General features: G+C 64.4%; 12 protein-coding genes and 1 tRNA gene. 2 read left to right on the top strand and 11 right to left on the bottom strand.

What is annotated here, in order from left to right; all coding sequences use genetic code 11:
* Positions 1-27: 27 nt before the first annotated feature.
* Entirely contained in the window at positions 28-789 is a 762-nt protein-coding gene (locus tag J3T95_RS05845; protein ID WP_267450773.1) for a biotin--[acetyl-CoA-carboxylase] ligase, read from the bottom strand.
* 522 nt (positions 790-1,311) lie between these two features.
* Here J3T95_RS05845 and J3T95_RS05840 point away from each other — a divergent pair.
* Positions 1,312-3,204 (top strand): DUF6020 family protein, encoded by a 1,893-nt coding sequence (locus J3T95_RS05840; RefSeq protein WP_267450772.1) that lies wholly within the window; start codon positions 1,312-1,314, stop codon positions 3,202-3,204.
* On the top strand, positions 3,201-4,433 hold the full coding sequence (locus J3T95_RS05835) for a PucR family transcriptional regulator (RefSeq protein ID WP_267450771.1): 1,233 nt from the start codon (positions 3,201-3,203) through the stop codon (positions 4,431-4,433). The genes J3T95_RS05840 and J3T95_RS05835 overlap by 4 nt, the downstream gene beginning before the upstream one ends.
* A gap of 90 nt (positions 4,434-4,523) precedes the next feature.
* On the opposite strand, the gene rplA is transcribed toward J3T95_RS05835, so the two are convergent.
* The 10 genes from rplA to rplU form a co-directional block, all read right to left on the bottom strand.
* Entirely contained in the window at positions 4,524-5,213 is a 690-nt protein-coding gene (gene rplA / locus J3T95_RS05830; protein ID WP_267450770.1) for a 50S ribosomal protein L1, read from the bottom strand.
* A 64-nt stretch (positions 5,214-5,277) separates the two neighbouring features.
* Complete coding sequence (rplK, locus tag J3T95_RS05825; protein ID WP_198178301.1) at positions 5,278-5,709, bottom strand: 50S ribosomal protein L11; 432 nt, start codon at positions 5,707-5,709, stop codon at positions 5,278-5,280.
* Positions 5,710-5,846: 137 nt separating this feature from the next.
* The gene (gene nusG, locus J3T95_RS05820; protein WP_267450769.1) at positions 5,847-6,689 is read right to left on the bottom strand and encodes a transcription termination/antitermination protein NusG; all 843 of its coding nucleotides are present in this window, start codon (positions 6,687-6,689) and stop codon (positions 5,847-5,849) included.
* Positions 6,690-6,719: 30 nt separating this feature from the next.
* Complete coding sequence (gene secE, locus J3T95_RS05815; protein ID WP_029678149.1) at positions 6,720-6,944, bottom strand: preprotein translocase subunit SecE; 225 nt, start codon at positions 6,942-6,944, stop codon at positions 6,720-6,722.
* Positions 6,945-6,988: 44 nt separating this feature from the next.
* Positions 6,989-7,064: transfer RNA gene (locus tag J3T95_RS05810), tRNA-Trp, on the bottom strand.
* Positions 7,065-7,184: 120 nt separating this feature from the next.
* Entirely contained in the window at positions 7,185-8,393 is a 1,209-nt protein-coding gene (locus tag J3T95_RS05805; RefSeq protein ID WP_267450883.1) for a pyridoxal phosphate-dependent aminotransferase, read from the bottom strand.
* Positions 8,394-8,436: 43 nt separating this feature from the next.
* Positions 8,437-9,579 carry a glutamate 5-kinase gene (gene proB / locus J3T95_RS05800; RefSeq protein WP_267399328.1) on the bottom strand — a complete coding sequence of 381 codons (1,143 nt, stop codon included), beginning with the start codon at positions 9,577-9,579 and terminating at the stop codon, positions 8,437-8,439.
* Positions 9,576-11,255, bottom strand: coding sequence for a GTPase ObgE (gene obgE, locus J3T95_RS05795; RefSeq protein ID WP_267450768.1), 1,680 nt, complete (start codon positions 11,253-11,255; stop codon positions 9,576-9,578). The genes proB and obgE overlap by 4 nt, the downstream gene beginning before the upstream one ends.
* Before the next feature lie 124 nt (positions 11,256-11,379).
* Complete coding sequence (rpmA, locus tag J3T95_RS05790; RefSeq protein ID WP_220236345.1) at positions 11,380-11,631, bottom strand: 50S ribosomal protein L27; 252 nt, start codon at positions 11,629-11,631, stop codon at positions 11,380-11,382.
* 32 nt (positions 11,632-11,663) lie between these two features.
* Entirely contained in the window at positions 11,664-11,972 is a 309-nt protein-coding gene (gene rplU, locus J3T95_RS05785) for a 50S ribosomal protein L21 (RefSeq protein WP_024626855.1), read from the bottom strand.
* Between the last annotated feature and the right edge of the window lie 137 nt (positions 11,973-12,109).

Raw genomic sequence — 12,109 nt, 5'->3', positions numbered from 1 at the left:
TGGCGGAAAACATGAACAGGCTGGGGATTAGGAACCCACAGCGGCCACTTCAGGCAGGACGCCCACGTCGGCGGTGGACACGTCAACTCGGCTGCCGTCGGGCAACCGCACACGCAGGGAGGCGTCCGGATTGATCTCCAGGGCACGGCCTTCCACGGGCTCACCGGCCACGGGAACGACCCTGACCCACCTGCCCAATGTCCAGCTGAGCGTGGCAATCCGCGAGCGCAGCCCCTGGGGCCCGTTCAAGGACCTGTCCAGCGACCCGTCAACGCCGAGGGGGGCCATCTCCCCGCTCAGGCGCCAGCTGATGGCGTCGACCAGGTCGTCGCGCAGGGTCTGGTAGTCGGGCAAGTCCTGGTAGTGGAGCTGCAGGGAGGTGGACTCCACAATAGGCAGCGCCTGCCGAGGCAGGAACAGGTTGATGCCAACGCCGACAGCCAGGGCCGACCAGTCCTGATCCACCCGGACCAGCTCACAGAGGATGCCTCCCAGCTTGGCCCCGCGGCAGAACAGATCGTTGGGCCACTTGAGCATCAGGACCTCTTCAGGGTCGCCGCCGTCAGCCAGCAGGCAACGGTGGTACCCAAGCACGTCCTGCAGGCCTTCCAGAGCGGTTAACCCCGCCACCATGGGCATCCATCCGCCAAAGGGTCCAGCCAGCAGGCTGGTGGGCAGCGGCAAGGCCCAAGTGGCCAGCAAGGAACGTCGGGGCTGATTGACCCAGGTTCGGGCAAGACGACCGCGGCACCGGGACTGCGCATCGGCAACCGCTACGCTCAGCGGCATGGTGCTCCCCCCGGCGCCCGGCCATCGCCGAATACCTTTACTTGCGACTCTTCCCTCGTACCGTGTAGTCGTAGAAACACCCTGACAGGCATTTTTTCGAGGCGTATCTTCGGCTTTTCCCCTTGTGCCAGAGGCCAGTCCCTTCACGGTCTCCGTGCTCGTTGTCGATTCACTGCCCCCAAACAGCCGCTCGACCCGGTCGCGCGCATCCGAATACGTCGAGGCCTCCAGAGCATGAGCCACGAGCGTATTGGTCGAATCGACGGTGTCGAGCACCACGATCGAGGAGAGTACGCCACTGTCCAGCGATGCCGATGGCTGCCACTTGATATTCTGGTGAGGCACGCGTTCCACTATACGGCACAAGGGGTCAGCCCCGGTAGCGGACCACCCACAAAAGCGACGGCCGGTTTTTGTATCTTTTCACAGGAGATCCGTGGACATCTCTGAGCGCATCCTCGGGCAGGCACTGGATAAAATGGGGAAGCCGTCCACCAGGCATGACCCGCGAAAGGGGTTCTTTTGAACGCAGAAAGCGGAAGGGCGCAACCGAGAGAGACGGGCGAGCAACCTGTACAGACGTCGGCCTTGCAGACCGGAAGGCCTGGTTCCCGTGCATCCCGGACCGTCGGCCTGGTCCTGGCCCTGCTGGCCTGCCTCTGGATTGCCTGCTGCACCGGTCTGGGCCCCCTCTACCGTCAGCAGGGTTCGCTGACACAGGTGGGCCTGCCCCAGATGCTGATCATGCTGGGGACCCTGGCCGTCTGCCTGATCCTGGTCCTGGCCTGCCGCCGGATTTCACTGGGTTGCGAACCCCCCCGGATGCCACAGCGCTTGACCGCCCTGGCACAGCGCCCGCGGATGCGTGCCTACGCGGCCTTCATCACCAGACAAACCAGCGGCTGGCGACCCATCATGCGTCTGCTCCTGCTGGGCTGGGCCTGGGCCTTCCTTACCCTGCTGGCCGCCTACGGGGCCGACCTGTACGCGCAGGCCCAGGAATGCGCCAACTTCCTAGCCCAGCTGCAGGGCGATCAGCCCCCCTACGGCGGCAATGCCTTCACCCAGATGGACGTCTATCCCATCGGCCACTACCTGTGGCCAGGGCACCCCGCCTTCCTGACCGACCAGCACAACATGGTGCTGACCTTGTTCTACGGAATGACCATCATGGCCTCCAACCATCTGACCGGATCCTATGATGCGGGCATCGTGCTCCTGGCAGGGCTGCAGGTTGTCTTCGCGGCCTTCTGCTGCGCCGTCACAGCCGATCGCTTCCTGCGCGGCGACAAAACTGAACATGTCGGTGCCCTGGCCCGCACCCTGGTCATGCTCTTCTTCCTCTTCTCCCCCTTCGTGGTCTTCAGCACCTTCAGCCTGACCAAGTCCCCCCTCTTCGCCTTCGCCTTCATCTGGTGGTTCGGCATCTGGCACCAGCTGGAGTCAGGAGGCAAGAACTCGCCACTCCATACCAGCCAAGCGGCCCGGTTGCTGCCCGGCCTCGCCTTGAGCACCCTGATTATGCTGATCAGCGCCAAGTATGCCCTCTACATCATTCTGGCCCAGCTGGTCCTGGCCCTGATCATCCACCGCCGCCAGTGGGCCACCATCCTAATAGGACTCCTGCTGCCCCTGGTCCTGTTCACAGGGGTGACCGGGGCCCTGACGGCCACAGGGACAGTCATCCAGGGTGACCCTGTAGAGAGCCGCAGCATCCAGCTGCAGCAAATCGCCCGGGTTGCCAAGCTCAACCCCCGAGGGGTTCCGGCCCAGGCAAGGGCCGACCTTGAGCCCATCATGGACCTGGATAATGCCGCCATCCAATACACCCCCTGGGAGGCCGACCGGGTCAAGTCCTCGGGCAACCAACCCAAACTGATCGTCTATCGCTGGAGGACCGTCACGCCCGAGCAGTTGTCCCGGCTGAACCGAGCCTGGCTTCAGGTGGGACTGCGCAACCCGGTGATTTACCTGGATGCCTTCATGGCCGAGTCCTACGGCTACTTCGACCCCGGCGACCCTGCCTACGTGGCCATGTCCTACTATCTGAACAACGGCTACGTGCAGAATTCAGGCTCCTGGCTGGCGGCCTGGTGCCACAACTGGCGCAACGGGGTGACTGGATTCGTCAGAACCTGGGCCGACACCCCCCTGCTGGGCCTGGTGGCACGGGCCAACTTCTGGGTGGTGGCCGCCCTGCTGCTGATCATGGCCCGTCTGGCTGCCGGCCGCTGGCGCGGGGCCCTGTGCTGGTTCCCTCTCCTGTTGATCATGGGGGTCATGATCACCGCCCCCGCCAACAACTTCGAACGGCACATGCTGCCGGTGGACATGGTGGTGCCCTTCCTGATCCTGGACATGGTCCGGCAGAGCCGTCGTGCCCGCGTCGAAAACCCGACGGACCGGCCGACATGATCGGCCAGTCGAAGCGGTCCAGGCCGCAGGACGACGACCCTGCAGAAGCGCAGCAAGGTCACCAAGCACCTGACGCCTCCGATGCCGCCGTGGAGCAGATTCTGCGGAAGACACTGGACCATCTGGAGGAGGCGCTGCCCTGGGCCAGGTCCCTGCCCGCCGATGGCCGCAGAACCTTGGAGGGGGCCATACGAACAGCTCTGGACGACCTGCTCTCCCGACTTGACACCCCAGGCACAGAAGGCAGCGAAATCCCCTCCCCCGTACCAGCCGAGCTTTCCCGGAGCCTGGGCTCGCACCGGGCCATGGAGCTGACCCGACTCATTCTGGACACGCTTGAGGAGGCCGGCCGGACCATGGGTGCCGAGGGGGAGCGGTCCACGCTGATCTACACCCGTCGTGCCGCCACCTCAGCAGCCGCTCTCTACGCCGATCTGGCCGAGGCAAGGAACGGGCGCAATGCCGCAACGGAGTCCAGGATCATCCGGCATGTGACTGAGAAAGCGGCGGACACACGCACTGTTGACGATTTGGCCCGGCTGGGCTGGCCGACCGAATTCGACTGCTTCGCCGTCGCTGGCGAGGCCCGGTGCAACGATGAGGGACAGGGCATGGAGAACGCACGCCAGCCCATACACACCACGGTGGCCCGTCAAGGCGGCAGGGCTCTGGTGGGCGAGAGCGAGGGGCTCATGGTGGTCCTGATCGACCCCAACCGCTCGGGCACACCGACCGACTTCTGCGCGTCCATCCTGCGCTTCTTCGCCGACGAGTCAGCTGTCTGCATGGGGCCCCTGAACCATGGGATCTCCGGTGCGGGAGCCTCCATCCGAGCCGCCCTGAGCACGCACGCGGCGGCCCCGGCAGTGGCCGACCCCATCACCGCCGCCCTGCCTAGGCCACTGCACGCCGACGACCTGCTGCCCGAACGAGCCCTCAACGGGGACACAGACGCTGCCGACCAGCTTTACCAGGAAGTCTATCTGAGCCTGGCCGGACAGGATCCGGACGGGCCTCTGCCGATCACCCTGCTCACCTTCCTGCGCTCTGGCAACTCGCTGGAGCTCACCGCAAAGAAGCTGGGCATCCATCCCAACACCGTGCGCTACCGGCTCAGGCGCTGCGTGGAGGTGACCGGCTGGGACGCCATGGACCCACGGGAATCCTTCGTCCTCCAGGCGGCCCTGATCATCGGCAGAATCCGCAGATCGCATCCGCGCGCCGACTGACTGCTGCCGGACCGACTGTCGCCAGACCAAGATATAAAAAGGGCGGGGACCCGGAGGTCTCCCGCCCTGGAAGCTTACAGCAGAACCGGCTCAGAGCACCGCGATGTCCAGGGGAACGCCCGGACCCATGGTGGTGGTGACGGTGGCCTTGGTGATGTAGCGGCCCTTCACCGTGGCCGGCTTCAGGCGCTTGATCTCCTCATCGACCGCGTGGAAGTTCTCCTCCAGAGCTTGCTGCTCAAAGGAGACCTTGCCCACGGGGAAGCTCAGGTTGCCGTTCTTATCCACACGGAACTCGATACGTCCAGCCTTGATCTCGGTGACCGCCTTGGCCACATCCATGGTCACGGTGCCGGTCTTGGGGTTGGGCATGAGGCCACGGGGACCCAGCACGCGGCCCAGACGGCCGACCTTGCCCATCATGTCGGGGGTAGCCACCACGGCATCGAAGTCCAGGTAGCCGCCGGCGACCCTAGTCACCAGCTCGTCGTCGCCCACCTCGTCGGCTCCGGCCTCGGCGGCTGCAGTCGCCTGGGGACCACGAGCGAAGACCAGAACGCGCACGGTCTTGCCAGTGCCGTTGGGCAGGCTGACGGTGCCGCGGACCAGCTGGTCGGCCTTACGGGGATCCACGTTCAGACGGTAGACGGCCTCTACGGTCTCGTCAAACTCGCGCTTGGGCATGCTCTTGAGCAGGGCGATGCCCTCCTCAGGGGTGTACAGATTGGTGCGATCGACCTTCTCAGCCGCCTCGCGGTACTTCTTGGAACGCTTGGTCATCTGCTTCTCCTATCAGCAGTCGCGGTGCGGGCAAGCGTATGCCCTACCGCTCACAACAAAAATTTCAGTCGGTGACGGTGATGCCCATGGAACGGGCGGTGCCTTCGATGATCTTCATCCCGGCCTCGACGTCGCGAGCCGACAGATCCTCCATCTTGGTCTGGGCGATCTCGCGGATCTGAGCCTTGGTGACGGATCCCACCTTGGTGGTCAGCGGGTTGCCGGCACCCTTGGAGACACCGGCCGCCTTGCGCAACAGATCGGCTGCCGGCGGAGTCTTGGTGATGAAGGTGAAGGAACGATCCTCGTAGACGGTGATGATGCAGGGGATGACCTGGCCCATCTTGTCCTTGGTGGCATCGTTGTACTGCTTGCAGAAGTCCATGATGTTCACGCCGTGGGAACCCAGTGCCGGGCCCAGAGGGGGCGCGGGGTTGGCCTTGCCGGCCTCTATCTGCACCTTGATCAGCGCGGTGACTTTCTTCTTTGCAGCCATATGCTGGTTCTTCTTTCTACGAAGCGGTGATGTCGGAGACCATAGGTCCCCTCCCGCAACCTGTTCTTTCCAAATGCGCTCCACAGGGGGCACAAGCTTGACGATTATCGCATCGACCGGGGACCGGCCGACGGCGCTCAGACGATCTTCTCGACCTGGTCGAAGCCCAGCTCCACAGGAGTGTCCCTGCCGAAGATGGAGACCAGAACGGTCAACTTCTGCGTGGTGGGCTCCACATCGGAAACCACGGCGGCCATGGTGGCGAAGGGCCCTTCGGTGACAGTGACCTGATCGCCAACGGCATAGGAGACCTCCACCGTGCGCTTCTTGGCAGCTTCAGGCTTGTCCCCAGCGGCCTTCAGCGCTTCGGAGGCGATCATGGGAGCCATCATCTGGACGACCTCCTTGCGGGTCAGCGGAGCCGGCTCCTTGCTGGGGCCGACGAACCCGGTGACGCCCTCGGTGTCGCGAATGATGCGGCGGGCGTTCTCGTCGGGCCACATGCGAATCAGCACATAGCCAGGCACACGCACGCGGGTGACGACCTTCTTGCCCTTGTCGGTGTGCTTCTCGACCTCTTCCATGGGGATCTCCACCTGGAAGACCTTGTCCTCCAGACCGAAGGAGGCCACGCGGGACTCCACATTGGCCTTGACGCGCTTCTCGTAGCCTGAGTAGGTATGCAGAACGTACCACTTGCCCTCAAGAGTGCGCAGCTTCTTGGAGAACTCGTCCACGGCACGCTGACCGGGGTCCTCCTGGTCGATCTGGTCGTCGGAGTCGGAGGAATCGACCGGGGTGGCCTCGGCCTGGGCAGACTCAACTGGTGTGCTGTCCTGCTCAGCCTGTTCAGAAGAGGACCCGAGAGGCTGATCCTGGACCTGGGCATCCTCCTGCGTGGGGACATCGTCGGACGCCGACGGGACCGGCTCTGCGGCCTGATCGGGGTCCAATCCCTCTCTGGTCAGATCATCACTCATGGATCACTCCACCTTCTACCTTGTCACGGCTCAGCCAAATATCAGGAAGGCCAGTTTTCCCAGCCCGAAGTCCATCACGGTCACGAAGACCATCAGCAGCAACACAAAGATGAAGACGGCCACGGACCAGCCCACCAGTTCCTTGCCCGTAGGGGTCACGACCTTGCGGATCTCATCGATGACCTGCTTGATGAAGAGCCCGATACGCATGAAGAAGTTCGGCTTGGCTTCCTCAGCCCCATCCTTCTGTGCCATGGTCATCCGTCCTTCGTTTGTTCTGCATCATCTGCTGCAAGCCTTGGCAGGGAAGGCGGGACTCGAACCCACAACCTACGGTTTTGGAGACCGTTGCGCTACCAATTGCGCCACTTCCCTATCGGAACTTCCCACCAGCCTACTCGGCAGGGAGGAAAAACCGCCAAATCGCAAGTCTAGCCTAAAGGGTGGATTGCGTCCAACCGTGTTGTCCCGAGAGCATTTTGCCCAGAAGCCGGATCAGGCGCTGACCCAGTCCCCAAGGCGCCGCATGCCCTCGGCCAGATCATCGTCGGCCAAAGCATAGGAAAAGCGCAGGCAGCCGGGCGCGCCGAAGGCCTCACCAGGCACGGCCGCCACCTGAATCTGCTCCAGGATGGCCTCGGCCAGCTCACCCGAAGTAGAGCAGACCATGCCTTCCGGACCCACTGGCCTATTCAGCAGGGCGGTCACGTCGGCAAAGGCGTAGAAGGCGCCCAGGGGTTCTGGGCAGGTCACCCCTTCCATAGCGTTCAGGGCATCCACGATAGCCCGCCGACGCAGGGCGAAGGCCGACCGCATGGCCTCAACGTCTTTCAGGCCACCGGTTAGAGCTGCCAGGGCCGCCTGCTGGGATACGTTGGCCACGTTGGAGGTCATATGCCCCTGAAGCTTGGCAGCCGCCTGGGCCACTTGCAGGGGTGCAACCAGCCAGCCCACCCGCCAGCCGGTCATGGCATAGGTCTTGGCCACACCGTTGACCGCGATCAGCTGATCGCGCACCTGGGGCACCAGAGCGCCCGGATAGGGGGTGCTCGCCCCCTGGTAGGTCAGATGCTCATAGATTTCGTCACTGATCACCCAGATCTGGTTCTCCATGGCCCAGCGGTCCACGGCGGCCACCAGGTCGTCGTCCCAGACCGCTCCGGTAGGATTGGCAGGCAGGTTGAGAACGATGGCACGTGTACGCTCGGTTCGGGCCGCCTCCAGCTGCTCCAGGCTGGGGATATAGCCCTGGTCGACTCCACTGAGCACCGGAACCGGCCGACCGCCAGCGAGCAGAACCATCTGGGGATAGCTGGTCCAGTAGGGTGCGGGAATGATGACCTCATCGCCGGGGTTCAAGAGGATCTGGAAGGTCTCGTAGACGGCCTGCTTGCCGCCGTTGGTGACCACCACCTGATCCGGGTCGATTTGATAGCCCGAGTCGCGCATGGTCTTGTCGGCGATGGCCTGTCTGAGCTGGGGCAGGCCTGCTGTGGGCGTATAGCGGTGATTTCGCGGATCCAGACAGGCGCGGGCCGCCGCCTGCACGATATGGTCAGGCGTGGGAAAGTTGGGCTCGCCGGCGCCGAAGCTGATCACATTCATGCCTTGGGCCTTCATGGCCTTGGCTTTTGAATCCACGGCCAGAGTGGCACTGGGGGCCACTGCATCTATGCGTCTGCTCAGGGTCTGCCATTGCGCCATAGTCATGTTGCTATGGTACTGCCTGGCACCCCCAGGGCTGTGCTCAGACCAGGACCAGAGAGTCCCGATGCACCAGCGGATGGGCATAGTGGGCGCCCAGTCGGCGGCGGAGCTCCTTGGTGTTTAGGCCCAGCATGTCCTGGGCCTCCTCGGAATCGTAGCCGGACAGGCCCTTGGCCACCTGGCGGCCAGACGCATCGTGGATCCAGACAGGATCCCCGGCCGAAAACTCGCCCTGGACCGATCTGGCGCCAGCTGCCAGCAGGCTGGCCCGGCCGCCGCGCAGGGCTTTGACAGCCCCCTGATCCACCAAATAGCCGCCTCGGGGACGGGAGGCGAACTTGATCCAGAGCCGATGCAAAGAGCCCCGGGGATGAATGGGGGCGAAGAGGGTGCCCACCTGATCGCCGGCCAGGGCAGGGCCTGCGAGGTCGGCGCAGGTCAGGACCACGGGCATGCCGGAGGCCGCAGCAATGCGGGCCGCCTCCAGCTTGGTGGACATGCCCCCGGTCCCCAGCCCGGAGACGGACCCCTGAGCATCCACCTGGTCCTTGATCGCTGCCACATCGGGCACGAAACCGATCCTGCGCGCCCCTGTCCTGGATGGGGGTTCGGTGTAGAGGGCATCCACGTCAGTCAGCAGGACCAGGGCATCGGCACTGACGATGTTGGCGATCAAGGCCGAAAGGTGGTCGTTGTCGCCGAAGCGAATCTCGTTGCTGGCCAGGGCATCGTTCTCGTTGACGATGGGGATGGCCCCCAGATCCAGCAGACGGCAGAGGGTGCGTCGGGCGTTGCGGTACTGGACAGCATGAGTGGTGTCACGGGCGGTGATCAGAATCTGGCCAACACGCAGGCCATAGCGGGCGAAGGCTATCTCGTACTGGGCCATGAGCAGACCCTGGCCCACCGAGGCCGTAGCCTGCTGGGTGGCCACGTCACCAGGGCGTTCGTCGAATCCCAGGGCGCCGAAACCAGCTGCGATGGCCCCGGAGGTGACCAAGACCAGGCGAGCGCCGTTGACGGCCGCAGAGGCCAGGGCGCCCACCACCGAACGCAGGCGGCCAAGGTCCAGGTGCCCATGGGGATCGGTCAGGGAGCTGGATCCTACCTTGACCACCATGGTGCGGGCCTGGGCCACCCGGGAACGGACCGCGGCCTCGTCGGATCCCTCCCCTCCGGTCATTGCCCAGCCTCCTCCGAACCGGCGGCTTCCGCTTCTCCGCGCCCTAGCAGGCCCTGCCTGTCGTGGGGATCGTCGTCCACGGAGGGGTCGGCCCAGTGCCCCTGGCGCCGCTCTTGCTCCATGACCTGACGCACCGCCTGTCGGGCGTCCATCATCTGGTGGTACTGGCGACGGCGTTCGCTGTTGGTGCGGCGGCGGTTGAGCCCCTGGCTCTCCTCCAGACGCAGGTCACGGCCCCGGGCCACCTGGGGGGTGCCATCCAGCATTTCGGCGCCGGCCGCCACACTCGGATCCCAGTCGAAGGCCACCGCATCGTCGCCCGGACCGATGCGCACCTCGTCCCCAGGTCTGGCTCCGGCCTTGCGCAGGGCATCCTCCACGCCCATCCGAGCCAGGCAGTCAGCCAAATAGCCCACGGCCTCCTCGTTGTCAAAGTTGGTCTGGCGAACCCAGCGCTCGGGCTTGGCTCCGCAGACCCTGAACCAGGTCTGTCCGGACCGGGTCTGATGCCGCTCAAGAGTGAAGTCCCCGGACTGGTCGGCATTCCTGCGCCGACGCTCCAGGGGGCGGATGACCACGCGCTCCTCATGCCTGGCCTCCTCTTGCTCACGCAGCTGCCTGCGCAGGCGGTCCACCAGACCAGCCAAGTAGTACCCTAGTTCCTTGAGCCCCTGATGCGAGGCTGTGGAGACTATGAAGACCTTGAGACCCAGAGCCTCGAAGTCAGGACGCACGAATTCGGCCAATTCGCGAGCCTCCGGCAGGTCGGCCTTGTTGAGGATGATCACCCTGGGCCGTTCGGCCATGGGGATGACCCCCAGCGGAAGCTCCAGACGGTCGGCATAGCGGGAAAGCTCCTCCTCCAGGGCCCGATAGTCGCTCATGGGGTCCCGATCAGGCTCCAGGGTGGCGCAATCGATGACGTGGGCGATGATTTCGGTGCGCTCGATGTGCCTCAGGAACTCCAGCCCCAGGCCCTTGCCCTGGGAGGCCCCCGGAATCAGCCCTGGCACGTCGGCCATGGTAAAGCGGCCCTCCCCTGCCTGGACCACGCCCAGGTTGGGCACCAGAGTAGTAAACGGGTAGTCGGCGATCTTGGGCCTGGCCGCGCTTATGGCCGCCACCAGGCTGGACTTGCCTGCGCTGGGGAAACCCACCAGGGCCACGTCGGCGATGGATTTGAGTTCCAGCACCAGGTCGCGTTCCTGCCCGGGATCTCCCAGCAGCGCGAAGCCGGGAGCCCGCCTGGCCTTGGTGGCCAGGGAGCGGTTGCCCAATCCGCCCACGCCACCTTGGGCCGCCACGAACCGGTCCCCCACATGAGCCAGGTCAGCCAGGCGCTCGCCCGGCTGCTTGCGCTGACCTTGGCCTCCCTTGGCGGTGAAGACCACAGTGCCCACGGGCACTGGCAGAATCAGATCCTGGCCGCGGCTGCCGTCCTTGTCGCCGCCCAGACCCATGGTGCCCGATTCAGCCTGGCGGTGCGGCAGGAAGCGGTAGTCCAGCAGGCTGGTGGCGTTGGCGTCGGCCTGAAAAATGACCGAGCCGCCCTGACCGCCGTCGCCACCATCGGGCCCAGCCAGGGGCTTGTACTTCTCGCGGCGGATGGAGGACGCCCCATTGCCACCGTCGCCACCCTTGACATGGACGGTGACCTGATCCACAAATGCACTCATAGGGGCCCATGGTACTCAATCCTGTCTGACATGCGGCCCCTGAGAGCTGAATGCCCGGCATCCCCATACATTATGCAAAAGGCCACCCCTATGGCAGGGATGGCCCTTGGCCGATACCGATCAATCAGGCGGTAAGCACGTCAACAACCTTGCGGTCACGCCGGTTGGCGAACCGAACGGTTCCGTCCGCAAGGGCGAAAAGGGTGTGGTCCTTGCCCAGGCCGACGTTCTGGCCGGGATGGAACTTGGTGCCACGCTGGCGAACGATGATGTTGCCGGCCACTACGGCCTCGCCACCGAACTTCTTGACGCCCAGGTACTGTGCATTCGAATCGCGCCCGTTGCGTGAGCTGGACGCGCCCTTCTTATGTGCCATGTCTGGTTCCTTTCCTACCTCGAGCTAGGCCCTCAGGCGATGGCCGTGATCTTGACCACGGTCTGCTTCTGGCGGTGGCCCTTGCGGCGCGCCACACCGGTCTTGTTCTTGAACTTCTGGATGTTGATCTTGGGGCCCTTGGCCTCGTCATCCACGACCTCGCCCTTGACGGAGATCTTGGCCAGATCCTTGGCGGCCATGGTCACCTTGGATCCATCGACGACCAGCGCGACCGGAAACTCGACCGACTCGCCCTTCCTGGCAGCCAGACGGTTGACCGTGATCTGGTCACCGACCTCGACCTTCTCCTGATGGCCTCCGGCCTTCACAATCGCGTACATAGCCCTACCTTGCCTATTGTCCAAAGCTGTATGCGTCCGGCATCCGAGCCCTGCCATGAGATTGACGGACCCGTCCAAACACCAGCTAACCAGTATAGAAGCAAACACACCGCGTCGTCAAATGCGCCTGCCCCGCC

This window comes from Bifidobacterium sp. B4079, assembly GCF_026537385.1.
In the GTDB taxonomy this organism is placed as follows: Bacteria; Actinomycetota; Actinomycetes; order Actinomycetales; family Bifidobacteriaceae; genus Bombiscardovia; species Bombiscardovia asteroides_I.
Note: the sequence above shows the minus strand (reverse complement) of the source record. Positions and strands in the feature narration are given on the sequence as shown.